At 64.7% G+C, this 25704-nt stretch carries 23 protein-coding genes and 1 tRNA gene; 8 read left to right on the top strand and 16 right to left on the bottom strand.

What is annotated here, in order from left to right:
* The first annotated feature begins 31 nt into the window (after positions 1 to 31).
* From KNN17_RS07745 to KNN17_RS07725, 5 genes are all read left to right on the top strand, one after another.
* On the top strand, positions 32 to 1210 hold the full coding sequence (locus KNN17_RS07745) for a Gfo/Idh/MocA family protein (protein ID WP_241708198.1): 1179 nt from the start codon (positions 32 to 34) through the stop codon (positions 1208 to 1210).
* The gene (locus KNN17_RS07740) at positions 1207 to 2226 is read left to right on the top strand and encodes a sugar phosphate isomerase/epimerase family protein (protein WP_241708197.1); all 1020 of its coding nucleotides are present in this window, start codon (positions 1207 to 1209) and stop codon (positions 2224 to 2226) included. The genes KNN17_RS07745 and KNN17_RS07740 overlap by 4 nt, the downstream gene beginning before the upstream one ends.
* Positions 2227 to 2387: 161 nt before the next feature.
* On the top strand, positions 2388 to 2768 hold the full coding sequence (locus tag KNN17_RS07735) for an ArsR/SmtB family transcription factor (RefSeq protein WP_241708196.1): 381 nt from the start codon (positions 2388 to 2390) through the stop codon (positions 2766 to 2768).
* Positions 2765 to 4483, top strand: a complete 1719-nt coding sequence (locus KNN17_RS07730; protein ID WP_241708195.1) for a SulP family inorganic anion transporter — start codon at positions 2765 to 2767, stop codon at positions 4481 to 4483. The genes KNN17_RS07735 and KNN17_RS07730 overlap by 4 nt, the downstream gene beginning before the upstream one ends.
* Positions 4483 to 4893, top strand: a complete 411-nt coding sequence (locus KNN17_RS07725) for a hypothetical protein (RefSeq protein ID WP_241708194.1) — start codon at positions 4483 to 4485, stop codon at positions 4891 to 4893. The genes KNN17_RS07730 and KNN17_RS07725 overlap by 1 nt, the downstream gene beginning before the upstream one ends.
* A 54-nt stretch (positions 4894 to 4947) precedes the next feature.
* Here the strand turns inward: KNN17_RS07725 and KNN17_RS07720 are convergent, their stop codons facing one another.
* The 12 genes from KNN17_RS07720 to KNN17_RS07665 all read right to left on the bottom strand — a co-directional run bounded on the left by KNN17_RS07720 (position 4948) and on the right by KNN17_RS07665 (position 20238).
* Positions 4948 to 5820 carry a sugar phosphate isomerase/epimerase family protein gene (locus KNN17_RS07720; protein WP_241708193.1) on the bottom strand — a complete coding sequence of 291 codons (873 nt, stop codon included), beginning with the start codon at positions 5818 to 5820 and terminating at the stop codon, positions 4948 to 4950.
* A gap of 8 nt (positions 5821 to 5828) precedes the next feature.
* Positions 5829 to 6842, bottom strand: coding sequence for a Gfo/Idh/MocA family protein (locus KNN17_RS07715; protein WP_241708192.1), 1014 nt, complete (start codon positions 6840 to 6842; stop codon positions 5829 to 5831).
* Between the two features lie 38 nt (positions 6843 to 6880).
* Entirely contained in the window at positions 6881 to 7792 is a 912-nt protein-coding gene (locus tag KNN17_RS07710) for a sugar phosphate isomerase/epimerase family protein (protein ID WP_241708191.1), read from the bottom strand.
* A gap of 118 nt (positions 7793 to 7910) precedes the next feature.
* Positions 7911 to 9422, bottom strand: coding sequence for a CoA-acylating methylmalonate-semialdehyde dehydrogenase (locus KNN17_RS07705; RefSeq protein WP_241708190.1), 1512 nt, complete (start codon positions 9420 to 9422; stop codon positions 7911 to 7913).
* Positions 9423 to 9466: 44 nt separating this feature from the next.
* Complete coding sequence (gene iolD / locus KNN17_RS07700; RefSeq protein ID WP_241708241.1) at positions 9467 to 11404, bottom strand: 3D-(3,5/4)-trihydroxycyclohexane-1,2-dione acylhydrolase (decyclizing); 1938 nt, start codon at positions 11402 to 11404, stop codon at positions 9467 to 9469.
* Between the two features lie 20 nt (positions 11405 to 11424).
* Entirely contained in the window at positions 11425 to 12354 is a 930-nt protein-coding gene (locus KNN17_RS07695; protein ID WP_241708189.1) for a Cgl0159 family (beta/alpha)8-fold protein, read from the bottom strand.
* Positions 12351 to 13361 carry a 5-dehydro-2-deoxygluconokinase gene (iolC, locus tag KNN17_RS07690; protein ID WP_078106294.1) on the bottom strand — a complete coding sequence of 337 codons (1011 nt, stop codon included), beginning with the start codon at positions 13359 to 13361 and terminating at the stop codon, positions 12351 to 12353. Before iolC ends, KNN17_RS07695 begins: the two co-directional genes overlap by 4 nt.
* A 209-nt stretch (positions 13362 to 13570) precedes the next feature.
* On the bottom strand, positions 13571 to 13975 hold the full coding sequence (locus tag KNN17_RS07685) for a tautomerase family protein (protein ID WP_241708188.1): 405 nt from the start codon (positions 13973 to 13975) through the stop codon (positions 13571 to 13573).
* Positions 13976 to 14309: 334 nt separating this feature from the next.
* Positions 14310 to 15212: a succinate--CoA ligase subunit alpha gene (gene sucD / locus KNN17_RS07680; protein ID WP_241708187.1), complete on the bottom strand. Its 903-nt coding sequence runs from the start codon at positions 15210 to 15212 to the stop codon at positions 14310 to 14312.
* Between the two features lie 13 nt (positions 15213 to 15225).
* On the bottom strand, positions 15226 to 16395 hold the full coding sequence (gene sucC / locus KNN17_RS07675) for an ADP-forming succinate--CoA ligase subunit beta (protein WP_078106244.1): 1170 nt from the start codon (positions 16393 to 16395) through the stop codon (positions 15226 to 15228).
* Between the two features lie 282 nt (positions 16396 to 16677).
* Positions 16678 to 19248: a DNA helicase PcrA gene (gene pcrA, locus KNN17_RS07670; RefSeq protein ID WP_241708186.1), complete on the bottom strand. Its 2571-nt coding sequence runs from the start codon at positions 19246 to 19248 to the stop codon at positions 16678 to 16680.
* 147 nt (positions 19249 to 19395) lie between these two features.
* Positions 19396 to 20238 carry an inositol monophosphatase family protein gene (locus KNN17_RS07665; RefSeq protein ID WP_241708185.1) on the bottom strand — a complete coding sequence of 281 codons (843 nt, stop codon included), beginning with the start codon at positions 20236 to 20238 and terminating at the stop codon, positions 19396 to 19398.
* Between the two features lie 33 nt (positions 20239 to 20271).
* Here KNN17_RS07665 and KNN17_RS07660 point away from each other — a divergent pair, with 33 nt between their 5' ends.
* Positions 20272 to 20898, top strand: coding sequence for a hypothetical protein (locus tag KNN17_RS07660; RefSeq protein ID WP_241708184.1), 627 nt, complete (start codon positions 20272 to 20274; stop codon positions 20896 to 20898).
* 18 nt (positions 20899 to 20916) lie between these two features.
* Here KNN17_RS07660 and KNN17_RS07655 read toward each other — a convergent pair whose 3' ends face one another.
* A complete protein-coding gene (locus tag KNN17_RS07655) occupies positions 20917 to 21957 on the bottom strand; it encodes a hypothetical protein (RefSeq protein WP_241708183.1) in 1041 nt (346 codons plus the stop codon).
* Positions 21958 to 22130: 173 nt separating this feature from the next.
* Here KNN17_RS07655 and KNN17_RS07650 point away from each other — a divergent pair, with 173 nt between their 5' ends.
* Positions 22131 to 22418, top strand: a complete 288-nt coding sequence (locus KNN17_RS07650; RefSeq protein WP_241708182.1) for a hypothetical protein — start codon at positions 22131 to 22133, stop codon at positions 22416 to 22418.
* A gap of 75 nt (positions 22419 to 22493) precedes the next feature.
* Here the strand turns inward: KNN17_RS07650 and KNN17_RS07645 are convergent, their stop codons facing one another.
* The 3 genes from KNN17_RS07645 to KNN17_RS07635 form a co-directional block, all read right to left on the bottom strand.
* The gene (locus KNN17_RS07645; protein ID WP_241708181.1) at positions 22494 to 24014 is read right to left on the bottom strand and encodes a putative bifunctional diguanylate cyclase/phosphodiesterase; all 1521 of its coding nucleotides are present in this window, start codon (positions 24012 to 24014) and stop codon (positions 22494 to 22496) included.
* Entirely contained in the window at positions 24004 to 24450 is a 447-nt protein-coding gene (locus KNN17_RS07640; RefSeq protein WP_241708180.1) for a DUF7793 family protein, read from the bottom strand. Before KNN17_RS07640 ends, KNN17_RS07645 begins: the two co-directional genes overlap by 11 nt.
* Positions 24451 to 24727: 277 nt before the next feature.
* Positions 24728 to 25489, bottom strand: a complete 762-nt coding sequence (locus KNN17_RS07635; RefSeq protein WP_241708179.1) for a DUF998 domain-containing protein — start codon at positions 25487 to 25489, stop codon at positions 24728 to 24730.
* 141 nt (positions 25490 to 25630) lie between these two features.
* Between KNN17_RS07635 and KNN17_RS07630 the strand changes: the two genes are divergently transcribed.
* Positions 25631 to 25703 (top strand) — tRNA-Arg (locus KNN17_RS07630).
* Position 25704: the final 1 nt, after the last annotated feature.

Here is a 25704-nt window from a genome sequence, read left to right as displayed (position 1 = left end):
GCACCCGGGCTGAATTTCGAAGGAGAAATCAATGGCTGAGAGCCTAGGGGTCGCCGTCATCGGCGCAGGAATGGCCGGCAAGGCACACGCGGCGGCCTACCGCACGGCGTCTGCCCTTTACAGCCCCGCGCTTCCGCCGGTGCGCCTCGTATCGATCGGCGACGTGAACGCGGAGTTCGGCTCCCTCGCTGCCCGGCGATTCGGCTACGAACGCAATGACACCTCGTGGCAGGCGATCGCGGAAGCGGACGATATCGACGTCGTGAGCGTCGTCATTGCGAATTCCCTCCACCGCGAGGTGGTCGAAGGACTGCTGGCCGCCGGCAAGCACGTCCTCTGCGAGAAGCCGCTGAGCGACTCGCTCGAGGACGCCCGCGCCATGGCGGAAGCAGCCCGCAACGCTTCCAGCATCGCGCGTATCGGCTTCACGTTCCGCCGCACACCGGGCATCGCCTATATCCGCGACTTGATCCGCACCGGTGTCCTCGGCAAGGTGCTGCACTTCAGCGGCCGCTACTGGACGGACTACGGCTTCAGCCCGTCCGCTCCCATGAGTTGGCGCTACAAAGGCGGCCCCGGCTCCGGCGCGTTGGCCGACGTCGGAAGCCACCTCACGTACATCTCCGAGTTCCTGTGCGGCGACATCACGTCCATCAGCGGCGGTCGTCTGAGCACCGTCATCGACAAGCGCCCCGTGCCCCTGGGCGCCGTCATGGGCCACGACCACGCCGCCGTGAGCGACACCTTTGAAGCCGTGGAGAACGACGACTACGCTGCCTTCAACGCAGCATTCGAGAATGGCGCAGGCAGCTTCGAAGTCTCCCGCGTTGCCGCCGGCCACGCCAACAGCCTCAACTTCGAAGTGTTCTGCGAGAACGGTGCGGCAAAGTTCGACCAGCGCCGCCCCTCCGAAATCCAGCTCTTCCTCAACGATGGCTCGGGCAACGAGAACGGCTACCGCCAGGTCATCCTCGGACCAGGCCACCCGTACATCGCCGGCGGCCTCGCCATGGACGCCCCCGAAGTCGGTTTCGGCCAAAACGACGCCTTCGGCTACCAGGCCCGGGCGTTTCTCGAAGAGGTCGCCGGCCTTCCCGAGGCCGATTCCCTCCCCCGCTGCGCCACGTTCGACGAAGGCGTCCGCAACATGGAACTGCTCGGCGCCGTCACCGAATCCGCACTCAACAATGGAAAGACCATCACGCTATGAAACTCGGCGTCTACAACGCGATCCTGCACGACCGCCCACTTCCCGAAGCCTTGAAAGTCATCGCTGATTTGGGCCTGACGGGCATCGAAGTCAACACGGGCGGGTTCCTCCCCGCCGTGCACGTCCCCACCTTCGACGACATCCTGGTCTCGGATGCCGCCCGCGACGACTACCTCGCGATCTTCGAGGGAACCGGCGTCGCGATCGCAGGACTGAACTGCAACGGCAATCCCCTGCACCCCAAGCGCGAAATCGGCGAGAAGCATGCCGAGGACGTCCGCCGCTCCATCCGGCTCGCGGAGCGCCTCGGCCAGGACCGGGTGGTGACCATGTCCGGCCTTCCCGGGGGCGAACCGGGAGCCACCACAGTGAACTGGGTCGTCAACGCCTGGAACTCGGCGGCCTTGGACGTGCTGGATTACCAGTGGGATATCGCGGCGAAGTTCTGGCGCGAGACCGACCGCCTGGCAGCAGACCACGGCGTCAAGGTGGCCCTTGAACTCCACCCGCAGAACATCGTGTTCAACACCGCCGATGTGCACAAGCTCATCGAGCTCACGGGAGCCACCCACGTTGGCGTCGAACTCGATGCTTCGCACCTGTTCTGGCAGCAAATGGATCCGGTAGCCGTGGTCCGGGAACTCGGGCCTTTGGTCTTCCAGGCAGCCGCGAAGGACGTCCGCGTCAACACCGCGAATGCCGCCCTCTACGGGGTTCTCGACAACAGCTTCCGCCGGCTCTCCCCGGAAGAGAACCGCACGAACCTCGGCGGCGACGAATGGGCCAATGAGTGGCCTAGGAATTCCGCGTGGGACTTCGTGGCGCTCGGGCGCGGGCACGACACTGCCTACTGGACCGAGTTCCTGCGCGCCCTGCATGAGGTGGACCCGAACATGCTCGTCAACATCGAGCACGAAGACACCTCGCTCGGCCGGATCGAAGGACTCGAGGTCGCCGCCAAGGTCCTTCGTGACGCCGACGCAGCGCTCTCCGCATCGCTGAACGTGACGGCCTAGCCACTTCACCCGAACCACAGAGGAGGGCCTCATCCGAAAAAAGTCGGATGGGGCCCTCCTTCGTTGGCCCGCAGGGCTCTCTCTTCCCACCCTTGATACACTGAATGATGAATCCATCAAATAGTCAAGCAAGGCTCGTGATGGCGGGCCGGGAGGCAGACATGGAAGAGTTCGCGGATTTCCGGGCACCGCTGTACGAGGTGAAGGCCAATCTGTTCAAGGGGCTGGCCCACCCGGTCAGGATCCGGGTACTGGAGCTGCTGTCGGCGGCGCCCGAAGTATCCGTGACAGACCTTCTGGCCGCAACGGGCCTGGAGGCATCGCACCTGTCCCAGCACCTGTCGGTGCTGCGCCGATATCAGCTCGTCAAGGGAGAGCGACGGGCGCTGCAGATGTTCTACACCCTCGCGTACCCCCAGGTCGCGGAGCTCCTCGCCGTCGCCAGACTGCTGCTCAACGACATGCTGCACACCACCCGGGCGCAGCTTGAGACCTCAGTAGCGACTGCACCCGCGGCAGCCGCAGCGGCCAGCACCCGGTGAAGGCCCTGCTCGCTGTCCGGGCCTTGCTGCCCGGACGGCAGGACTACACGTTGTTGCCGCGCACCTGGAAAGGAGACCTGGTTGCCGGAGTCACGGTCGGCATTGTCGCGCTGCCGCTGGCTCTCGCGTTTGGTGTCAGCTCCGGCGCGGGTGCGGCCAGCGGACTGATCACCGCCGTGATCGCCGGGGTTATCGCGGCCGTCTTCGGTGGTTCCAATATCCAAGTCTCCGGACCCACCGGCGCCATGGTCGTGGTTCTGGGCCCGGTCATCGCCGCCCATGGGCTCGGGGCACTGGCCGCAGTCTCGGTCCTTGCCGGGGTGATAGTGGTGGCCGCCGGGCTGCTCAAGCTCGGGCGGGTCGTGACGCTCCTGCCCTGGCCGGTGATCGAGGGCTTCACCGTCGGAATCGCGGTAATCATCTTCCTGCAGCAGGTCCCTGCCGCATTCGGCGCCAAGCCCGGGCCCAGCAGCAACGCCGCCATCTCGGCCATCCAGGCCATCAGCACCGTATCCCCAGCCTCGGTTCTTGCCCCGGTTGCCGTCGTAGCCCTGGTGGCGCTGATCATGGTTGCCTCGCCGCGGATCCACCCCCGGATCCCGGGCTCGCTCATCGCGATCATCATCGCCACTGTGGCCGCGCAGTTGCTCGATCTGCCCGTGACCCGGATCGGCGCCCTGCCCGGTTCCCTTCCGGCCCCGATGATGCCATCCCTGGACCTGGCGACGATCACCGCGCTGGCCGCCTCCGCGGGCACGATCGCGGCCCTGGCCGCGATCGAGTCGCTGCTCTCGGCACGGGTCGGGGCGTCGATCTCCGATACCGGCCCCTACGACGCGGACCGTGAACTCCTGGGCCAGGGCCTGGCCTCGGTCGCGTCCGGATTCTTCGGCGGCATGCCGGCCACAGGTGCCATCGCCCGCACCGCGGTGAACATTCGCTCGGGCGGCCGGACACGCCTCGCCGCCATCACCCACGCGCTCGTCCTGCTGGCCGTCGTGTACCTGGCCACCGGCCCGGTTTCCCGCATTCCCCTAGCCGCCCTGGCCGGGGTGCTCATGGTCACCGCGACACGCATGGTCTCCCTCAAGACGTTGCGCAGCGTGATCGGATCAACCCGCGCCGACACGGTCGTGTTCTTCGTCACCGCACTGATCACCGTGTCCTTCGACCTGATCGAGGCCGTGGAAATCGGGATCGCAGTTGCCGCCTTCTTCGCCTTGCGTGCCTTGGTCCGGTCCAGCGGGGTGCACCGTGAGGAAATCCCCGGCCCGGTCCGCGAAGGGGACGAGCACATCGCCGTGTTCCGCCTCGACGGGGCGGTGTTCTTCGCCGCCGCCGAGCGCGTCCTGGAGCGGGTCAGCGCCATCCGGAATGTCGACGTCGTGATCATCCGCATGTCACAACTGCAGATCCTGGACGCTACCGGGGCCAGAACAATCACCGACATCGTCCAGGCTCTGGAACGCCGTGGAATCACCGTGCTGATCAAAGGGATCCAGGAACGCCACCTTCGACTCGTCACCCAAGTGGGGGTCCTGGACTCCCTTCGCCACCACAAACACCTCTTCACCGAACTAACCCCCGCCGTGGAGCACGCCCGAAGCCACGTCGCCCGCGCCGCCAGCGCACGCACCGCCCGCAACCCCGGCAAGAAACCGCAACCGGTCCAGACGCAGGCGACCCTACAGGCGCCAACTTTGAAAGAAGACTAATGCCGTCACTGAATGAAGCCAGCGCCCACATCCGGGCCGCCCACCTGCTCGTGCGGTCCGCCGAGGAATGGGACGCGCTCTCCGAAGATTTGCTTCGGAGCTACGATCCCAATGACAACGACAAGGCCGAGATGCTCCGAGAATCCTTCGTTGCCGCTTGGAGGATGGTCATCCGCAACCTGCTCATCGATCCCCTGAACGCCATTGACATCACTGTCACCCCGGCCGTTCACCCCTGGGGCATCGCCACCCTGGAAACCGCCGGACGCGCCTGCGAACCGCTCTTGTGCTCCCCGGAAGGACTCCCCGCATTTCCCAAGACAAGCGACATTCACGGCAGGCCGCGGCTGCTTAGCTTCGAGGAAGTGATGGCCGGCTACAGCACCTGCCTGGCATCCCTGCTTCGGTAGCCGGGACAACAAAGGGAGGCGGCGAAAAATCGCCGCCTCCCTTTGTTGGCCGCCCTACTGGACCTTGGCGATGTACTTGCCCATCGTTTCCAGCTGGTAGCGGGACACCTCGTTGGCGTTGTCGTCCTCGGCGAAGACGCTGGACACCATGACGGTGTTGTCCTTGTCCAGGAAGCCGATTTCCTTAAGTTCGCCGAAGAACTCATCCCAGTTGACGTCGCCGTCGCCGATCTTGAGGTGTTGATGCACGCGCACGGCGTTTCCGGGCGGGTTGGTAATGTAGCGCAGTCCGTGCGAGGCATGGTGGTCCATGGTGTCGGACACGTGGACCAAACGCAGCTTGTCCCCCGCGGCCCGCATGATGTCGAGCGGCTTGTTGCCCATGTGGAACGTGTGGGAGGCAACATAGACCATGCCGATGTTGGGCGAGTTGACGCCCCGGATGACCCGCAGCGCGGCGAGTCCGTCCTCGACGAAGTCATCCGGGTGCGGGTCGATGAGGATGTCCAGGCTTTCGCGCTCGATGATCGGAAGCAGCTCTTCCATCGAGCGGTAGAACGCCCTTTCGGACTCCTCGGCCTTTTCCGGCCGGCCGCTGAATTCGGTGTTCATCGTCTGCACGCCGAGATCTACCGTGATCTGGATGGCACGCTTCCAGTAGCGGACCGCTGCCTCGCGGGCGTCTTCGTCGGGTCCGGACCAGCGCAGCACGGGAAGCACCGAGGCGATCTCTACGTCGGCGTCCTTGCAAGCCTTTTTCAGCTGGCCGACCAATTCGTCGTCGGCCTTGGGGTGGTTGAAAAACGGGATAAAGTCCGCATGCGGGGTCAGCTGGAGGTATTTGTAACCGAGATCGGCAGCAAGCCGCGGAAACTCCAGGAGGCCGTGGCTGTGGTGGAACGGGGTGGGATCGAGGGCAATCTTCATGGCGATTCCTACTTGTACAGCTCGGGCTTGGTGTTGAGTTGTACCGCCACCTTTTCGCCCGACTTCTGGGCCTCGACGCCGGCTTCGCAGCAAGCAGCCGTGGCGTAGCCGTCCCAGGCGGTGGGGCCGCCGATTTCGCCGCGGCGGGCGGCATCAACCCAGGCCTGGACCTCGACGTCGTATGCGGCACCGAAGCGCTCTTCGAAGCCGGGCGTGACCTTGCCGCCCCAGCGGCCGGCGCTGCGGACGTAAGGACCGCCGTCGCCGCCGATGCTCACGATGCCGTCCTCGAAGGACGCCTGGGTGGCGACTTCGTAGCCGAACTTCGCGTTCACGTAGATCTCGACGTCGGCCAGCACGCCGGACTCGGTCTCGATCAGGACGTGCTGCGGGTCGTGCTGGCCGTTCGGGGCGTTGCGCGTCGCCTTGCCCAGGCGGACCTGCACGGAGGTGATCTCCTCGCCGGTGAAGAAGCGGATGGCGTCGAATTCGTGGACCACCGAGTCATTGATGAGCATCTCGTTGGTGAAGCCCGCAGGGGTGTCCGGGTTGCGGTGCTGGTGGTGCAGCATGAGCAGCTCGCCGAGTTCACGATCGCGGATCACGGAACCCAGGGCGGCGTATTCGGCGTCGAAGCGGCGCATGAAGCCCACCTGGATGCGCTTGTGGCCGAGCGCCGTTTCCGCCTGGACAACCTTCCAGGCGCTCTCGGCGTCCGGGGTGAGCGGCTTCTCGCAGAGAATCGGGAAGTCCTTCTCCAGTGCCTTGTACAGGATTTCCTCGTGCAGGAAGCCCGGGGTGGCGATCAGCACTGCGTTGACGTCCCCGTTGTTGAGGGCCTCATCGGCGCTGGCGAGGGCGACGGCGCCGTCGATCCCTGCGATGGCGGCCTGCGCACGGGCGAGGTCGACGTCGACGACGGCGGCCACTTCGGCGCCGTGGATGCGGGTGCTAAGCCGCTTGATGTGGTCGGCGCCCATGCGGCCTGCGCCGATGACGGCCACGCGGAGAATGTCAGTCATTGTTTCTGTCCTTAGGTGTTGGCGCCTGAAAGGCAGCGTTAGTTAACAGTCGTGCGGGAGCCGCACGAGAGCAGGTAGTTCCGGGTGCGCTTGGCGATAGGCATCGGGACGTCGAAGGCCACGGGATACATGTCCTGTTCCACAATGCCAAAGATCGGGCGGTTAAGTCCTTCAACCGCTTCGATGACGGCGCGAAGATCCGGCAGCCCGTTCGGCGGTTCGGTCATGACTCCGGCCAGGTTGGCTGCCGCCCAGGTCATGTTTTCCTCGTTGACCTTTCGCAGGATGTCCGGGTTGATCTGCTTCAGGTGCAGGTAGCCGATCCGGTCCGGGTAATTCTTGATGAGTTCCAGGCTGGAGGCTCCGCAGTATTCCGCGTGCCCGGTGTCCAGGCACAGGTTCAGATACTGGGGATCGGTCTCGGCGAGCAGGTGCTCGATATCCGCTTGGGCGCCGACGTGGGAATCTGCGTGGGAGTGGAATTGCTGCTTGAGGCCGAAGTCTTCCAGCAGCACCTTGCCCATGCGGTTGTGGCCGGCGAACAGATCATTCCACTGTTCCTGCGACAGTTCCCCGCTCTCCACGGCCTCGCCGGTGACGTCGTCGCGCCACATCGCGGGAATGACCACGATGTGTTCGCCGCCCATGGCGGCGGTCAGTTCGGCGACCTTGCGTGCCGGTTCCCAGGCTTCCTCATACTGTGCGCCACCGCGGTGGAAGGCCGTGAAGACCGTTCCCGCGGTGACCTTGAGGTCGCGCTGCTTGAGTTCCTCGGCGAGGCGGGCGGGGTCGTTCGGCAAGTAGCCGTAGGGGCCTAGTTCAATCCATTTGTAGCCGGACTCGGCCACCTCATCCAGGAAACGCTCCCACGGGGTCTGCTTGGGGTCATCCGCGAACCAGACACCCCAGGAGTCCGGGGCCGTGCCGATGATGAGTTTGTTCTCTGTCATTGCTCAATCCTTAACGTTGACTGCTCCCCACCGGGGGCCCGGCCCAACTGACTCGCATTTGTTGTCGTTATGAGGGCCCAAAACGACAACTACTGCGAGTCAGTTGGGCCAGAGGAGACTAGTTGGAGGGGAAGTTGTAGGAGGCGCCGGAGGCGTGGGTGGGTTCGGGCCAGCGGGAGGTGATGACCTTGCCGCGGGTGTAGAAGGACACGCCTTCGGGTCCGTAGATGTGTTTGTCGCCGAAGAGCGAGGCTTTCCAGCCGCCGAAGGAGTGGTAGGCCACCGGGACCGGCAGGGGGACGTTGATGCCTACCATGCCCACGGTGACGGAGCGCTGGAACTTCCGGGCGTTGGCGCCGGAGGAGGTGAAGATGGCGGTGCCGTTGCCGTAGGGGTTGGAGTTGATGAGCTTGATGCCTTCCTCCAGGTCCTCGACGCGGACGACGACGAGGACGGGTCCGAAGATTTCCTCGGTGTAGGCGGTCATTTCGGCCGTGACGTGGTCGATCACGGTGGGGCCGACCCAGAAGCCTTCTTCGTGGCCGGGGACCACGAGGTCGCGGCCGTCAACGACCATGGCCGCCCCGGCGGTTTCGGCTTCGGTGACGATCCGCACGATGCGTTCCTTGGAGGCCGGGGTGATGACCGGGCCCATTTCGGCGTCGGGCTCGGTGCCGTTCTTGACCTTCACGGCCAGGGCTCGCTCCTCGACCTTCTTGACCAGCAGCTCCGCGGCATCGCCGACGGCGACCGCGACGGAGATGGCCATGCAGCGTTCGCCGGCGGAACCGAACGCGGCCGCGGCCAGGTGGTCGGCGGCGTTGTCCAGGTCGGCGTCGGGCATGATGATCGCGTGGTTCTTCGCCCCGCCCAGGGCCTGGACCCGCTTGCCGTGTTTGGTGGCGGTTTCGTGGACGTACTGGGCGATCGGGGTGGAGCCGACGAAGGAGATGCCGTCCACGTCCGGGTGCGTCAGGAGCCCGTCGACCGTTTCCTTGTCGCCGTGCAGGACCTGGAACACGCCGTCGGGCAGCCCTGCCTGCTTCCACAGCTTCGCGAGGAGCATCGAGGCGGAAGGGTCCCGTTCGGAAGGCTTGAGGATGAAGGCGTTGCCCGTGGCGATCGCCATCGGTGCCATCCAGAGCGGAACCATGACGGGGAAGTTGAACGGGGTAATGCCGGCGACGACGCCGAGCGGCTCCCGGAAGGAGAACACGTCGATGCCGGTGGAGACCTGGTCCGAATAGTCGCCCTTGAGCAGCTGCGGGATGCCGCAGGCGAACTCGATGACTTCCAGGCCGCGGCCGATTTCGCCCTTGGCGTCGGAGATGACCTTGCCGTGTTCGGCGGTGATCAGGGCCGCGAGTTCGTCCACGTGCGCGGCGACGAGTTCGCGGAACTTGAACAGCACAGCGGTGCGCTTGGCCAGGGAGAAATCGCCCCACTTTTCCGCAGCAGCCTTCGCTGCGGCGACCGTGGCGTCCAGATCGGCCCGGTTCGCGAGCCGCAGCTCCGCTGAGGCTGCGCCGGTGGCCGGGTTGTAGACCGGCTGGCTGCGGTCGCCGGCGCCGGCGGTTTCTACACCGTTGATGAAATGTTGGATGGTGGTCAGGGTGGTCGTCGTCGACATGTGCGGACTTCCTTGTCTGTGGCTTGAAGCGAGCTTGAAGGGGTCTAGCCGAGCAGCTTGCGCTGGCGGTTCTTGTGGTCGGTGTAGGTCCGGTAGGCGTGCTGGGTGGATTCGAGTTCGGAGACCTGCGAGACGGGAACGTCCCACCAGGATTCGGAGCTCGGGGCGTCCAGCAGGGGGTCCGATTCGACGTGGATGACGATCGGTCCGGTCTCTTCGGGCGCCGACTTCGCGTCGCGGATGGCTTGTTCGAGTTCGGCGATGACTTTCTCCCCCGGTTCGATCCGGATGACTTTCGCGCCGAGGGACTCGGCGTTGAGGGCCAGGTCGATGGGCAGGTTCTCGCCGGCGTCGAAGGAGTGCTGTTCCTTGTCCAGGACCCGGTACTGGGTGCCGAAGCGCTGCGAGCCCAGGGACTCGGAGAGCGAACCGATGGAGGCGTAGCCGTGGTTCTGGATGAGGACGACGATCAGTTTGATGCGTTCGGCGACGGCGGTGACCAGTTCGGTGTGCATCATCAGGTAGGAGCCGTCCCCCACCATGACAACCACGTCCCGTACTATTGCATCCTTGCCGCCCGCGGCGGCCTCGGCCAACGCGGCGCGCTTGACGCCCAGGCCGCCGGGGATTTCGTAGCCCATGCAGGAGTAGGCATATTCCACGTGGTAGCCGAACGCGTCACGGACGCGCCACATCTTGTGCAGGTCTCCGGGCAGGGAACCGGCGGCGCAGATGACAACGTCCTGCTCGTCCATGGCCCGGTTGGTGGCGCCGATGATCTCGTTCTGGGCCGGCAGCGGCGTGTGGCGGGTGTCGAAGGCCTCGTCCACGATGGCGTCCCAGCGCTTCTTCTCGGCCGCGATCTTCTGCTCGAGGTCCGCGCCGACACGGTATCCGCCGAGCGCCTGGTTCAGCTTGATCAGGGCCTTGCGGGCGTCGGCGACGATCGGCAGCACGGTTCCGTGCTTGTACGCATCGATGGGGGCCATGTTGATGTTGATGAACTTCACGTCGGGGTTCTGGAACGCGGTCCGCGAGGCGGTGGTGAAGTCCTCGTAGCGCGTGCCGATGCCGATGATCAGGTCAGCCTCGGCAGCGATGGCGTTCGCCGCCGTCGTGCCCGTGGAGCCGATGGCTCCGAGCGAGAACTTGTGGTCCCAGGGCAGGACGCCGACGCCGGCCTGGGTGTTGCCCACCGGGATGCCGGTCAGTTCGGCGAACTTGGCGAGTTCCTCGTTGGCGAAGGCGTAGAGGACGCCGCCGCCGGCGATGATGAGCGGGCGCTTCGCGGCGCGGATCGCTTCGGCGGCGCGGCGGATGTCCTCGTCGTCGGCTTCGGGGCGGCGGATCCGCCACTCACGCTCGGCCAGGAACTCCTCGGGCACGTCGAAGGCCTCGGCCTGGACGTCCTGCGGGAGGGAGATGGTGACGGCGCCGGTCTCCGCCGGGTCCGTGAGGACGCGCAGGCCGTGGTGGAACGCGGAGAACAACTGCTCCGGACGGGACACCCGGTCGAAGAACTTCGAGAGCGGACGGAACGCGTCGTTGACCGTGATGTCGTAGGCGTAGGGCAGCTCAAGCTGCTGCAGCACCGGGTCCGCCGCGCGGGTGGCGAAGGTATCGCTCGGCAGCAGCAGCACCGGCAACCGGTTCGTGGTGGCCAGCGCCGCGCCGGTCAACAGGTTCGAGGAACCCGGGCCGATCGAGGTGCTGATCGCGAAGGTCTGGCGGCGGCGGGTGTGCCGGGCATAGCCGACAGCCTGGTGCGCCTGCGCCTGCTCGTTACGGCCCTGGTAGTACGGCATGATCGCCGGATCGAGCTGCTGGTACTGCTTGAGGGCCTGGCCCACACCGGCGACATTGCCGTGCCCGAAGATCCCGAAGGTGCCCGGGATCAGTCGCTCCCTGTACTCACTCCCGCCGACGGTGTCCACCGTGTACTGCCTGGACAGGAACTCGACAACCGCCTGGGCGACCGTCATTCTGCGCGTTGACATTACTCTTACTCCGATACTTTCGCAGGTGTCTTCAGCAGCTCGGTCGTCTTCAAGAGCGAGGCGGCGGTGGCCACGGCCCCGGCAACGTCTCCGTCGGCCGGATACAAGAGGGTGCGCCCCACAGTCAATCCCTGGACTCCGGGCAGGGCAAGCGCTGCCTGCCAGCTGGCAAAGACCTCGTCCTGCCCCGCATCCGGATCCCCGCCCAACAGGACAGTGGGCAGCGTGGTGGCCGCCATGACGCGTTCCATCTCAGCCACGACCGGCAGTTTCATCCAGGTGTAGGCGCTCGTGGAACCGAGGCCCTCGGCAATCGCGACCGACTTGATCACGGCGTCCGGGGAAAGGTCGTTGCGGACCTTGCCGTTCGCCTCGCGGACGGACAGGAACGGCTCCACCATCGCGATCAGCTTGCGCGCAGCGAGCGAGTCCACTGCCTTGGCGGTGGCCTCCAGGATCGACGCCGTGTCCGGGTCCCCGAGGCAGATCCGGGTGAGCATTTTGCCGCCGTCGGCGCCGAGGGCGTCAAGGGCCGCCGCGGTGTGGCCCGTGAAACGGTCATCGATTTCGTTGACCAGCCCGGCGAGGCCGCCGCGGTTCATCGAACCGAAGACGAGCTTTCCCTCCAACGCACCGAGCAGCAGCAGGTCATCCATGATGTCCGGGCTCGCGAGCACACCGTCGACGGCGGGGTTCGCCAAGGCGATCTGCAGCCGGTCGAGCAGGGTCCGGCGGTCTGCCATGGCTGTCGGGTCGATGCCGACGCTCAGGGCGCCGCGGGCCGGGTGGTCGGCCGCGACGATGAAGTTCTGGGTCCCGTACTTGAGTCCCGGGTGGCGGCGACGGGCGGCGGCGGCGCGGGCAACGGCGTCGGGATCTTCAAGCCGGATGGCACTGAGGTGCTCGTACCGGCGGGGGTCGTCATTGAAGCTCAACGTGTTGCTCCTTCGGAAACGGCTGCGGCGGTGCCGGCGGGTGTCAGGCGGCCGCGTTCAGCGAGCAGCGAAGTGACCTCGTCCGGCGTCGGCATGGCATCTGCGCACGAGAGGCGGGAGGCGACGATCGCGCCGGCGGCGTTCGCGTAGTCCAGGACCTGGGCCAAAGGCCAGCCGGAGAGCAGTCCGTGGCAGAACGCGCCGCCGAAGGAATCGCCCGCGCCCAGTCCGTTGACGGTCTCCACCGGAACCGGCGCGGAAACGACGCGTTCAGTGCGGGTCTTGGCCATCACGCCTTCGGGGCCGAGCTTGACGACGGCGATTTCGACGCCGGCGGCCAGGAGCCGGTCCGCCTGTTCGTCCGGGGTTCCCTCACCCACGGCGACCGCACATTCCTTGTCATTGCCGATGGCCACCGTGACGTGCGGCAGGATCTTGGCAACTTCAGCGCGGGCCTCGTCCTCGGAAGCCCAGAACATCGGCCGGTAGTCCAGGTCCAGGATGGTGTACTGGCCCTCCTTGAGTCCCGTGCGCGGACGTGCCTCGTGGGCTGCGAGGTGGGCTGAGCGGCTGGGCTCCTGGCAAAGCCCGGTCACGGTGGACCAGAAGATCCCGGCGTCCTTGATCGCGTCGAGATCCAGTTCCTCGGCCTTGATCTGAAGGTCCGGCGCCGTCGGGAAACGGCCGTAAAAGTAAAGTGGGAAGTCGTGCGGGGGCTGGATCGCGCAGAACGTGGCCGGGGTCTGCAGCCCCGGCACCGGGGTGACGAATCCGTCGTCGACCTTGAACTTGCGCAACTCGCGGTGCAGGTAGACGCCGAAGGGGTCATCGCCCGTACGCGTAATCACGCCGGAACGGCGGCCGTGGCGGGCTGCGGCAACAGCCACGTTGGAGGGCGAGCCGCCTAGATACTTGCCGAAGGACTGCACGTCCTCCAGTCCCACACCGATGTCGTTCGGGTAGATATCAACGCTGATGCGCCCGATGGTGAGCAGTTCGTGGGTCACGGTGATCGCGGACCTTTCTGTAGTGAACTCTTCTTGCGGGACGGTGAGAGCTCCGGTGCTTTTGCCGGCCCGCAGTGAGCGGGGCCACAACCACTACTTTGCACCAGAATTCATGTCCTGTCAAAGGTTTGTACTGACATATTTACAACGAAACGTAATGGCCGAAGTTACGCGGTGATATGGGTTTGAATCCGCTCCAAAACGCTGAGTTACCGGGCAGGAACGGCAAGTTCGCCGGTGACATACTGGGCCCGGCCGAAGCCGAAGGACCAGTCATCGGCGGTGTTTTCGACGTACCCCAGGAAGACATCCTCGCCGGCGACGCCGATCTCACTGAGTTGCGCGGCAATGGCGGCGAACAGGGACTGTTTGGCTTCGCGACTTCGACCACCCTGGGTGAAGATCTGGATCATGACCACGCCGGAACTTCGCTCGAAGCCGAGCCCGGCGTCCTGCGCAACGATCTGGCCTGAGGGATGCTCGGTGATGATGTGGAAGTAGTCGCGCTCGGGAATGCCGTACTCGGCGAGGATGGCATCGTGGATTCGCCTGCTGAGGTCGCCGAGCTGCTGCGGCGTTCGGCCTTCGTTGACGTCAATGCGGACAAGGGGCATCTGCTCTCCTTCGATTAGTTTGTCCTGACATACTAACAAAGTAGATGATCGCGCCACAAGCCCTCGGCACCCTGATGCGCCGCCATCAGCAACGCCCGCTCACATATATGGCTAAAAGCCGAGACGCCCGCTCACATAAATCGCCTTAACCGCAAACGCCCGCTCACATCATGTGAGCGGGCGTCGGCCCAAAACCCTTCAGATGTGAGCGGGCGTCGGTGACGGGCCGCCCGGGCTTTCAACAGTTAAACCACGACGGCGCCCGTCACCTTCGCGTGGAAGGTGACGGGCGCCGTCGTGCTTCAGTCGCGCGGAAATCTCGCGCGGAGTTGTGCTAGAGGGTTGCGAAGACCTCGCGGAGGAGCTTGGCGGTCTCGGACGGAGTCTTGCCGACCTTCACGCCTGCTGCTTCGAGAGCTTCCTTCTTGGCCTGTGCCGTACCCGCGGAGCCGGAGACGATGGCGCCTGCGTGGCCCATGGTCTTGCCCTCGGGAGCGGTGAAGCCTGCAACATAGCCGACAACCGGCTTCGTCACGTTGGCCTTGATGAAGTCGGCTGCGCGCTCTTCGGCGTCGCCACCGATTTCGCCGATCATGACGATTGCCTTGGTCTCCGGGTCAGCCTCGAACGCAGCCAGGGCGTCGATGTGCGTGGTACCGATGACGGGGTCGCCACCGATGCCGATCGCGGTGGAGAAACCGAGGTCGCGCAGCTCGTACATCATCTGGTAGGTCAAGGTACCGGACTTGGAGACCAAGCCGATGGGGCCCTTGCCCGTGATGTTTGCCGGGGTGATGCCAACCAGGGCTTCGCCCGGAGTGATGATGCCGGGGCAGTTCGGGCCGATGATGCGGGTGATCTGCTTGCCGTCAGCATCAACCGTGGCCTGGGCAAGTGCCCAGAATTCGGCCGAATCCTGAACCGGCACGCCTTCGGTGATGACGACAACCAGGCCGATGCCTGCTTCGATGGCTTCAACGACGGCGGCCTTGGTGAATGCCGGCGGGACGAAGACGATCGAGACGTCGGCGCCGGTTTCGGCGATGGCTTCCTTGACGGTGCCGAAGACAGTGATTTCCTTGTCCCCGTGCAGCACCGTGGTGCCGGCCTTGCGGGCGTTGACGCCACCGACGATGTTGGTGCCGGCCTTGAGCATCAGGGCGGTGTGCTTGGTGCCTTCGCCGCCGGTGATGCCCTGGACGATGACCTTGGAGTCCTTGTTGAGGTAGATAGACATAGTCTTGCGTCCCTTACTTCGCTGCGTTGGCGAGCTCGGCGGCCTTGTCGGCGCCCTCGTCCATGGTGGCTGCCAGGGTAACCAGCGGGTGGTTGGCCTCGGCCAGGATGCGGCGGCCCTCTTCGACGTTGTTGCCATCGAGGCGGACGACCAGCGGCTTGTTGGCGTTGGAGCCAAGCTCGGCCAGTGCACCGACGATGCCCTTTGCCACAGCGTCACACGCGGTGATGCCACCGAAGACGTTCACGAAAACGCTCTTGACCTGCTCGTCGCCGAGGATGACGTCCAGGCCGGCGGCCATGACCTCAGCGGAGGCTCCACCGCCGATGTCCAGGAAGTTGGCCGGCTTGACGTTGCCGTGGTTTTCTCCTGCGTAAGCAACCACGTCCAGGGTGGACATCACAAGACCGGCGCCGTTGCCGATGATGCCAACCGAGCCGTCAAGCTTCACGTAGTTCAGGTCCTGCGCCTTGGCCTTGGCCTCGAGCGGGTCAGCCGCGTCCTTGTCCTCAAGCTCACCGTGGTGGACGTGGCGGAAGCCGGCGTTCTCGTCCAGCGAGACCTTGCCGTCAAGGGCAACGATGTCGCCAGCGCCGGTCTTGACCAAGGGGTTGACCTCAACGAGGGTTGCGTCTTCCTTCTTGAAGACGTCCCAGAGCTTCAGGATGACGGAAGCAACCTTGGCGCGCAGTTCCTCGGAGAAACCGGCAGCGGCAACGATTTCGTCAGCCTTGGCCTGGTCGATTCCGACTGCGGGATCGATGGCTACCTTGGCGAGGGCCTCGGGGCGCTCCACGGCAAGCTGCTCGATTTCCATGCCGCCTTCTACCGAGCACATGGCCAGGTAGTTGCGGTTGGCCCGGTCCAGCAGGACGGAGAAGTAGTATTCCTCAGCAATGTCGGCGCCCTGGGCGATCATGACCTTGTTGACGGTGTGGCCCTTGATGTCCATGCCGAGGATGTTGGTGGCGTGCTCAAGCGCTTCGTCAGCGGACTTTGCGACCTTGACACCGCCGGCCTTGCCACGGCCACCGACCTTTACCTGCGCCTTGACGACGGTCACGCCGCCGATGTTCTCGGCAGCAGCCTTTGCTTCTTCAGGAGTGTGCGCCACGATGCCGGCGAGCACGGGTACACCGTGCGCTTCGAACATATCGCGCGCCTGATATTCAAACAGGTCCACGGTTTAGTGTCCTTCTACGTCGAAGTAGTTTCTGTACAGCCGGAAACCACGGTGACCGCGAAAACCGGCTGCGGATAGGTGCGCATCGAACGGCCGACAAGCAGCCGGTCACATTGCGCAAGTTCCTCTCGAACTTTAGCCCCCCGGGGAGGCCAGCCGGTTCTACAGTACCTGTTAAGTGAGTAAGCACACAGTTCTATGGACCGTAGAAAAACCGCTATATGACGCGGTTTTCCGGCGCTCCGGACGCCGCCATGCCAGGACGACAGGACGCCGGAGCCGTTAGGAATCCAGTTTGGTCAGCGGCGCGTAACGCAACAGCAGCCGTTTCTCGCCGACGTCGAACTTCACCTTCGCCACGGTCTTGTCGCCGGCGCCTTCGACGCCGATCACGGTGCCGTTCCCGAAGCTCGTGTGGTTCACCTTGTCCCCGACGGCGACGGCGACCACTTCCTTCTGCGGCTGGACACGATTGCGTACGACGGCGGCAGGCACGTCGGCGTTGAAGCCCGCCGTCGCACTGGCGGCAGCCCCGCGCGAGGTGCCGGCACCCCAGAAGGATCCGCCGTAACGCCCGGAACCGATCGGGGCGTTGCCCCAGCCGCTCACTTGGCGGGAGGTACCTTCGCGTTTCCACTCCACCAGACCGGTGGGGATCTCCTCAAGGAATTGGCTGGCGGGGTTGTATTGGCTCTGGCCCCACATGCTGCGGACTTCCGAGCGGGTGACATAGAGGCGCTTCCGTGCCCGGGTGAGGCCCACATAGGCCAGGCGACGCTCTTCTGCCAGCTCCTTGGGATCGGTTGCGGACCGCTGATGCGGGAACAGCCCGTGTTCCATGCCGGTCAGGAAAACTACCGGGAACTCCAGGCCCTTGGCCGTGTGGAGGGTCATGAGCGTGACGACGCCCATCCGCTTGGCTTCTGCCACGGCGGCGGCTGCGTCCTCGGAGGATCCTTCCGGAGCGTCCGGGATCTGGTCCGCGTCGGCTACGAGGGAAACCTGCTCCAGGAATTCACCCAACGAACCTTCAGGGTTGTCGCGCTCGTATTCCCGGACCACCGCCACCAGTTCGGCGAGGTTTTCCACGCGGGACTCGTCTTGCGGATCGGTGCTGGCACGGAGCCCTGCAAGGTACCCCGTCTGTTCCAGAACCGCTTCCAACGCTGCCGCAGCCCCGGAACCCGAGGCCACTTCGGCCAGGTCATCCAGGAGTTTCACGAATCCCAAGACGGCGTTCACGGAACGGGTGGCCATGCCGGGAGCCTGGTCCGCCTTGCGTGCCGCAGTCATGAACGACATCCGTTCGCGTTCGGCAAGCGCCGCCACGGCTCCTTCGGCGCGATCGCCGATTCCCCGCTTGGGTTCGTTGAGGACGCGACGCAAATTGACGTCGTCGTCCGGGTTCACCAGGACGCGAAGGTACGCGAGGGCGTCCTTGATTTCCTTGCGCTCGTAGAAGCGGGTGCCGCCCACCACTTTGTACGGCAGGCCGACCCGGACCAGCACGTCTTCAATGGAGCGGGACTGGGCGTTGGTCCGGTAGAAAATGGCGACGTCGCCGGGACGCAGGCCTTCCTCGTCCTGGAGCCGGTCGATTTCCTTGGCGATGAACTGGGCTTCGTCGTGCTCGTTCTCCCCCACGTAGCCGATGATCTTTTCGCCGTCACCCTCGGCCGTCCAGAGCTTCTTGTCCGGGCGGTTGGGGTTGCGCGAAATAACGGAGTTCGCCGCGCTCAGGATGTTCTGGGTGGAGCGGTAGTTCTGCTCCAACTTGATGGTGCGTGCTTCCGGGTAATCCTTCTCGAATTCGACGATGTTGCGGATATCCGCACCGCGGAAGGCATAAATGGATTGGTCGGAGTCGCCGACGACGGTCAGCTCGCTCGCGTGGGGACCCTCGCCGACGATTTCGCGGACCAATGCGTACTGGGCGTGGTTGGTGTCCTGGTATTCGTCAACGAGGACGTGACGGAAACGACGGCGGTAGGACTCTGCGAGCGCGGGGAAGGCCCGGAACATGTAGACGGTCTGTGCGATGAGGTCGTCGAAGTCCATGGCGTTGGCCTGGCGCAGGCGCTGGGTGTAGCCCTTGAAGACCTCGGACACGGCCTGCTCGAAGGGTTCGTTGTAGTTGGCGCTCGACGCGAACGCGTCGTCGTCGATGAGCTCGTTCTTGAGGGCCGAGATCTTGTGCTGGATCGCTTTGGGCGCGAACTTCTTGGGATCAAGGTCCAGGTTCTTCGCGACGAGCGTGATGAGCCGCAGGGAGTCTGCGGAGTCGTAGATGGAGAAGTTGGAGTTCAGCCCCACGTTGGCGGCTTCGCGGCGCAGGATACGCACGCAGGAGGAGTGGAATGTTGAAATCCACATGGACTTGGCGCGGGCACCCACGAGGGCTTCGATGCGTTCCCGCATTTCCGCGGCCGCCTTGTTGGTGAAGGTGATCGCCAGGATCTCACCGTGGTGGGCCCTCCTGGTGGCGATCAGGTACGCAATGCGATTGGACAGCACGCGGGTCTTGCCCGAACCTGCGCCAGCCACGATCAGCAAAGGGCTGCCCGCGTGCTTGACGGCTTCCTCTTGCTGCGGATTCAAGCCTTGGAGCAATGCGTCCGCGGACGGCAAGCCCGAATGGCCCCGCTCCTCGGCACCGCCGGGCGTCCCTCCCCAGGACGCACCAGACGCACCCCCGGGCACGGAACCGCCGGATGCAGAACCCCCTCCGGGCGCAGAGCCGCCGGGTGCAGAGCCGCTTCCGGCGCGCGAAAGCACGGCCGGAGCGGCCTTGGTGGCAGCTGTGCTTGCAGCTTTGAAGGGGCCATCCGCGTACGGGTCAAACAACATATCCATGGTGTTTACAGTCTAGGCGGTGGCCCTGACACTCATTGTCCGGATGCCGCCCAGGATCGGTTCCCCCACGGGACATGCCCCCTCTTCGCCCGAACGAGTGGACATAACACCGCTATGTCCACTCCCCGGACCAAGAAAGGCGCATGCTCAGGCGAATTGCGGCACCGAGGTGAGGGCCGCGCGCAACTCGCGGACCGCCGTCGGGCCTCCCGCGATGAACCAGTCCAGGCCGTTGACGCGCACGACGTCGGTGTCCCCGCCGGCCGCGCGGACGATCGCTTTGCCGGGGAGCCAGTCCCACTCGGGGCAGCTGTGCTGGAACCAGCAGCCCAGTTCGCCGTCGGCAACCCGACCGAGATCGCAGGACCCGGAGCCGAACATGCGCAGTGAAGCGGTGGACACCGCTGCGGCGTGCCACGGCATGGCGGCGCGGGGATCGGCGAGCCAGGTGGGGTGGATGTAGGTCGCGGCGCCGAGTTCGCTGAGGGCAGCTCCGGATGGTCCCGTGACCGGTTCGTCGTTGAGGGTCGCGGGGTGGCCTTCGCCGCCTGTCCAGAGCTTGTCGAGCTCCGGTTGATAGATGGCCCCGAGGATGACGTCGGCGTCCGGGGCACCACCATGCGATGCCGTGCCCTCGTGCTTCAAGGCGATCGCCGAGCACCAATACGTCGAGCCGTGCAGGAAATTGTAGGTGCCGTCCACGGGATCGATCACCCACGTGCGGCCGCTGCTCCCTGCCACCGAGCTTCCTTCTTCACCCAGGATGCCGTCGTGCGGGCGGCAACGGCGCAGTTGCTCAAGGACATAGGCCTCGGCTGCATGGTCCGCGGCCGTCACCACGTCCGAAACCGAGGTCTTCCGTTCCCCCTGCAAGCCGCCCATCCGCATCAGCAGGGCAAGCTGCCCGGCTTCCCGGACCAGGGCTGCAGCGAGTTCGTAGTCGTCGAGCGAAGGATCAAGTTCTGTGGCGGAGTGCCTGCCAGTGGTCATGGGTCCAGCTTATGTGGCGGGATAATGAATGACATGGCCAAGACCCCAGCCCAACGCATCAAGAAGCACGGTGCCAATGCCGCCGTGCCCCAGCACCACTTGCCGTCGGTGATCAATCCCACCGCCCAGCAGGGCCCTGAGAAGGCGCAGAACAACGGCCGCCTCATCGTGATCGCCGGGGTCGTGGCCAGCCTGTTCCTGTTCTGGTATGTGCACCTCCTGACCCTGAACCAGATGACCCAGTTATCCGGCGGCATGGCCATGCCCGATTCACTTGTCGGCGGGTTCTCCACCGACTATGTCCATCAATTGCATGGCGCCATGACCGACGACGCCCGCGGACAGCTCAGCTACATCCACAAGACCGCCGGAACGCTGTTTCCGCTGATCTTCGGTTTCACCTGGCTTCTGCTCATTGGCACCAATGTGGCCGCGAAGGCGATGCGGTGGGCCCTGTGGGCTGCTCCCCTGCTGTTCGCGGTGGTCCGCTTGTGCGGCAACGTGGCGGTCGACGCCGCGCTGGGGACCGCAACGCCCGACGCCGGCCAGGTGGCGTTGGCTTCCACCCTCACCGTTGTGGGCTGGGTACTATTCCTGCTAAGCCTTTTGGCTGGCGTCGCGGCTGTATTCCTGGGGAGGCGGCGTTCCAAGAGCGCCTGACAGGCCGGCCCGTCGAGGCTACTCCTGATCCGAGCCGCTCCCCGGCGCGAGCATCTCCCTGGCTTGGAGAGCACGCTGGTGGGCGCCTGCCTTGTCGAAGCGGTCAGCGGCTTCGACCAGGCTTTCCTTGGCCGCCTGCTTGCTCCCGGTATCGGCTTGGGCACGCGCCATCAAGAGGAATATTTCGCCCGCGATCTGCGAAGGCAGCTGATCTGCGCTGCCGCTGATTTCGCCCAGCAGCTCAAGCGCCGCTCCGGCGTCTCCTGCCAGGTAGTTCCAATGCGCGCGGTTGAGGCGAAGCAGGAGAATTTCCTCTTCGCTCCCCCCGACAACATCCGTGGCAAGTTCGGCACGTTCGATGCACCGCAAGGTGGCGGCGTCAGCCACGTCCGCCGCCAGCCTCATCGCCGCCGATGCCTTGTTGAACTTGGCCCAGACGTCCAGGTTCCGTGACGGGGAAAAAGTCTCCGCGGCGAGTTCATGGTAATGGAGGCCCTCAGCGACCTTGTCGCAGAGGAATGCCACATTGCCGATGACCCAGTACGCCTTGCCGGCCAGTTGGTCATCCATCTCATCGGAGATTCTTTCCGAGAGCGAAAGGCACTCCTCCCAAGCCTCCTCAAGCTTTCCGGATTCGCCATACGTCGCGATCAGAGCCTGCCGTGCATGGACGTCGATTTCCATGTCTGCGTCATCATCGACCAAGCCCACAGCCGACGCCGCGGCCGCCGTCGCCATCTCCAGAAGTCCTTCACTCCGCAGGGAGTTCGCCATCAAAATGAGTGCCCTGGCCCTGTGCTGGGGTGAGGCTGCAGCCAACGATGCCTCGGAAAGGGATCTCGCCAAGGCAGTGCACTCGGCGAAATCACCGGCGTCGAGAAGGTTCTCGGCTTGCAGGAAGGTCATGTTCCACCAGCCCGTGGAATCGCCCTCGTCGCGGGCAATATCGGCGGCCGAACGCGCGCCGTCGGCAGCCTTGGTGAAATCATGGCTGGCGCGGTGCTCCCTCGCCTCAAGCTCCACCGCAGCGTACGCCGGCGCAACCTTTTTTTCTCGCATAGCTCCATTATGTCCCTGAGACACTTCGTCGAGACGCGGAAGGGCAATTAGCACGATTTTGGAAGATGCCGACCAAGCATTGATGACACGGCGTGTCGTTACTCTTATAATGAGCGTGCTTCACTTTGTTCACTTCAGTCGCATCAGTCACAAAAACTATCAGGAGCTTTCGCATGAAAAGAACTTTCGCCGCCCTCCTCGCGGCAGCAGCAATCTTGCTCGCGGGCATTACCGGCTCGGCAGCGGTGTCCGCCAGCGGCCAGGGCCCGTCGCAGGATTCCTCCGTAGCCATTGGCTGGTGGCCCAACGCCGCCACCCAGGGTGCGGCACAGGCAATCGGCTGGTGGCCCAACGCCGCTACCCAGGGTGCGGCACAGGCAATCGGCTGGTGGCCCAACGCCACCACCCAGGTGTCACCCCAGGCAATCGGCTGGTGGCCCAACTCCACTCCGTCCAACTAGTTCCACCTGAAAGGCACCGGACCTTGGGTCCGGTGCCTTTCTGTTGCCGTTCTTCCGTCGCGGGAGTAAGTGCGTTCAGGCGCCCCGCAGCAGTTCCGCAAACTTTTCCGCTGCCATGGGCCGGCCAAAGTAATAGCCCTGGCCACTGGCGCAGCCCAGGCGGGCAAGCTCAGCCGCTTGTTCTGCAGTTTCGATGCCCTCGGCAACGGCCTGCATTCCGCACGCATGAATGAGTTGGAGAACGGCCGCCACAAAGTTCCGTTCCTTCTCGTCCTTGCCCAGGTCCTGGATGAGGGAGCGGTCGATCTTGACCACGTTGACGGGAAGGCTGCGCAGGTAGCTGATCGACGAATAGCCCGTGCCGAAGTCGTCGATTTCCAAGCGGATGCCCAGACGCCGGAGGCCGGTCAGCGAGTATCTGTCGATGTCGCTGCCGTTCACCGCCATTGACTCCGTCAGCTCGATGACCAGCTTGGATGCTTCCACTCCGGTTTCGGCGAGCACTTCCCGGACGTGCTCGATCAATTCCAGGCTTTGAAGTTCCGTTGTTGAAATATTGACCCGCATGCTGAAGTCTTCGGCCACCCCCGGGCCGTCCTGCCATTCGCGCAGTTGCTGCATTGCCCGCCGAAGGACCCAATACCCGAGGTCGAGGATGATTCCGGTTTCCTCGGCCAGCGGGATGAAGGCATCCGGCATCAACAATCCCCTTTCGGGGTGGTTCCATCGCACCAGCGCCTCAGCGCCTTCAATCCTGCCCGAGGCCAACTCGACAACAGGCTGGAAATGGAGGACCAGCTGATCTGTGCGGATGGCTTCACGCAGTTCCGAGATCATGAGTCCTTGGAGCCGGCGCGCGTACAACAAAGCCGGCTCGAAAACCCTGACGCTGCTCCCTTGCTCTGCCTTTGCCGCGTACATGGCTGTATCGGCTTCCATGACGAGGTCGTCCACGGACTGTCCGGGTTCCGCGACCCGGAGCCCGATGCTGGTGCCGCAGATGATCCGGACTTCGCCGATGTCGATGCTCTCACCGACGGCCCGGAGGATCCGCTTGGCGACGCCCCGTGCATGCGCGGCATTGGATTTTGGCAGCATGACGGCAAATTCGTCGCCGCCGAGCCTGGCCACCATGTCAGTGTCGCGGACCGCTGAGATCAGGCGCCTTGCAGTGACCTTCAAGACGGTGTCCCCTGCGCCGTGGCCCAAGGTGTCGTTGATCCCCTTGAATGAGTTCAAGTCCAAAACGAGCAACGCCGGCGGGAGCTCACCCCTCTCGGACTCAACGAGTTCATGGTTCAGCGCCCTTTCGAGTGCCGTGCGGTTGGCCAATTGAGTCAGCGGATCAGTGAGCGCCATCCTTTCGAGTTCGATCTGGGCCTCGCGCAGCATGGCAGTCCGGCTTTCGACCCGTTCCTCGAGCTCCTGGTAGATGGCTTGAAGATCGTCGGCCATGAGGTTGATCCCGGTAATGACGGCAGCCACTTCGTCCCGCGGGCCGGAGACCGGGATCCTCGTGCTGAGGTCGCCGTCGGCAATCCGCACCACCCCTTCAACAAGGGCAAGGAGTCGCGGGTCCTGGGGCTCATGGTTCACGGTGGTGCTCTCTCAACCAGTCACGGGCCTCCGCCTCTGAGGTGAAGAACTGTCCCGGGAGGGAGCCTGGCTTCGCGCGAAGGAGAAAATGTGCAATCACACGGTCCACAGGACTCTCCCCTAAGAGGGCACAGGCTGAAACAGCCACGGAATTCGTGTACGTCAGGCGCGCGTCGTCGGTGACGGACAGTACTCCGGTCACTCTGAGTAGCAGCGGAAGCCTCCGGCCGTCCGCAAACATGCGAACGGCCGCCGCGGCCGCCCGGGCTTCCGGCGAGCGGACGACCGAGTTCGGCGGCAGGGTGACCTCGACAATCCCGTCCGCCGCCAAGTCGACGGTGATCTGATCGGCGAGGGCCGTCACGACTTCGGCTGAAGGCTCCGAAGCGTCATCGGGAAGCGTGCAATCCCGGGCGGGCAGTGTCCGGGCGCTCATCGTCGTGCGGCCTGCCGCCGTCGGGCGATCGGCCCGTGAGCGTTCCAAAGGGCACGACCCGAAAGGCCGGATCCTGCCCCTATGGGGAAAATAACGCCTGCGTGTCCCGGACCACGCCGAACAAGCTGATGAGTCATGGGTCCTATGTTCTGCCGTATCGGTCAATCTAGTCTGCGCCAAAACTGCGTGGAACCCTCAGCCCGGCGCCTTTCCGGTGAGTGCACTCATGATAATGCAAAGACCACCCACTCGCTGACATGAGGCTACCCGCGAAAACTCAGCGTTTTGCAAGCCGCGCCGTTCGCCGTACGTCCCGGACCCTTTGCGCCACCACCAGCCCTGCGGCGGAAAATCCGATCGTGACCGGATAGCCCATCAGGCGTTCCAAGGTTCCGGGTTCGGGGACATCCATCCGCGTCAGCCCACCGACCACGAGGGCGCCCAGGGTCAGCGTTCCGCATACCAGGATGAACCAGCTCATGGGAGTATGCGGCAGCCAGAGCACTCCGAGGAGCACCAGGGCGAATGCACCTCCGATGAAGAACATGAGGGCGCCCACGAAGTGGAAGGGAGACCCCAGGTCCTCCGGCACAAAACCAACAACCACGGTCCCCAGCCCGGAGATCCCCGTCAAGACACGGACCGCGACGGCGGTGGGCCACGCTTTGCGGTAGCCGGCGCCTTGCAGGATCCGCACGCCGGGACGGGCCGCGATGCACAGGAGCGCGGAACTAAGCAGCAACGCCCCGAAGAGCAACGCCAGGCCCTGCACCACGAAGGAGGCATTCATGAGCAAGTGAAGGGGCGAACAGACGTCGCGGTGTTCGTAGATCCCGCATTTGAGCGCGCCAAGATCGCTGATGAAACCGGTCCGGCGATCGTAGGGCTCGGGGCCGCGCCAGGCTTCTATCACCGCCGATTCGGCCACGAAATACTGCACCACGCTCAAATGGGCCCAGCCTCCGATGTTGGAGCGGATGGTCCCCAGGTCCGGGAGGTGGTCGCCGGATGCGGCCGGCACCGTCATCTGCTCTCTCATGCGGGCCAGCCTAGCCTCAGCCCGCCCCTCTGCCGCGCCGCCCCTGTTGCCCGCGGCGGTGTTCGGGGGGCGCCCCGGCAGCTTGTATGCTTGTATGCGTGCCCGGCCAGCGGCTCCCCGGAGCTTCCAGCACGTGCACAGGCCCTCGTAGCTCAGTGGATAGAGCACGGCTCTCCTAAAGCCGGTGTCGTTGGTTCGATTCCAATCGAGGGCAC

The sequence above is a fragment of the Arthrobacter bambusae genome, assembly GCF_022606295.1.
GTDB lineage: Bacteria > Actinomycetota > Actinomycetes > Actinomycetales > Micrococcaceae > Arthrobacter > Arthrobacter bambusae_A.
The sequence above is the reverse complement of the archived record's forward strand: the minus strand, read 5'-3'. Positions and strand labels throughout refer to the sequence as shown.

Bases quoted from the DNA above. Each gene is read 5' to 3' on its own strand.
- KNN17_RS07745 (WP_241708198.1), top strand. From the start codon at position 32: ATGGCTGAGAGCCTAGGGGTCGCCGTCATCGGCGCAGGAATGGCCGGC.
- KNN17_RS07740 (WP_241708197.1), top strand. From the start codon at position 1,207: ATGAAACTCGGCGTCTACAACGCGATCCTGCACGACCGCCCACTTCCC.
- KNN17_RS07735 (WP_241708196.1), top strand. From the start codon at position 2,388: ATGGAAGAGTTCGCGGATTTCCGGGCACCGCTGTACGAGGTGAAGGCC.
- KNN17_RS07725 (WP_241708194.1), top strand. From the start codon at position 4,483: ATGCCGTCACTGAATGAAGCCAGCGCCCACATCCGGGCCGCCCACCTG.
- KNN17_RS07720 (WP_241708193.1), bottom strand. From the start codon at position 5,820: ATGAAGATTGCCCTCGATCCCACCCCGTTCCACCACAGCCACGGCCTC.
- KNN17_RS07715 (WP_241708192.1), bottom strand. From the start codon at position 6,842: ATGACTGACATTCTCCGCGTGGCCGTCATCGGCGCAGGCCGCATGGGC.
- KNN17_RS07710 (WP_241708191.1), bottom strand. From the start codon at position 7,792: ATGACAGAGAACAAACTCATCATCGGCACGGCCCCGGACTCCTGGGGT.
- KNN17_RS07705 (WP_241708190.1), bottom strand. From the start codon at position 9,422: ATGTCGACGACGACCACCCTGACCACCATCCAACATTTCATCAACGGT.
- iolD (WP_241708241.1), bottom strand. From the start codon at position 11,404: ATGACGGTCGCCCAGGCGGTTGTCGAGTTCCTGTCCAGGCAGTACACG.
- KNN17_RS07685 (WP_241708188.1), bottom strand. From the start codon at position 13,975: ATGCCCCTTGTCCGCATTGACGTCAACGAAGGCCGAACGCCGCAGCAG.
- sucD (WP_241708187.1), bottom strand. From the start codon at position 15,212: ATGTCTATCTACCTCAACAAGGACTCCAAGGTCATCGTCCAGGGCATC.
- pcrA (WP_241708186.1), bottom strand. From the start codon at position 19,248: ATGGATATGTTGTTTGACCCGTACGCGGATGGCCCCTTCAAAGCTGCA.
- KNN17_RS07665 (WP_241708185.1), bottom strand. From the start codon at position 20,238: ATGACCACTGGCAGGCACTCCGCCACAGAACTTGATCCTTCGCTCGAC.
- KNN17_RS07660 (WP_241708184.1), top strand. From the start codon at position 20,272: ATGGCCAAGACCCCAGCCCAACGCATCAAGAAGCACGGTGCCAATGCC.
- KNN17_RS07655 (WP_241708183.1), bottom strand. From the start codon at position 21,957: ATGCGAGAAAAAAAGGTTGCGCCGGCGTACGCTGCGGTGGAGCTTGAG.
- KNN17_RS07650 (WP_241708182.1), top strand. From the start codon at position 22,131: ATGAAAAGAACTTTCGCCGCCCTCCTCGCGGCAGCAGCAATCTTGCTC.
- KNN17_RS07640 (WP_241708180.1), bottom strand. From the start codon at position 24,450: ATGAGCGCCCGGACACTGCCCGCCCGGGATTGCACGCTTCCCGATGAC.
- KNN17_RS07635 (WP_241708179.1), bottom strand. From the start codon at position 25,489: ATGAGAGAGCAGATGACGGTGCCGGCCGCATCCGGCGACCACCTCCCG.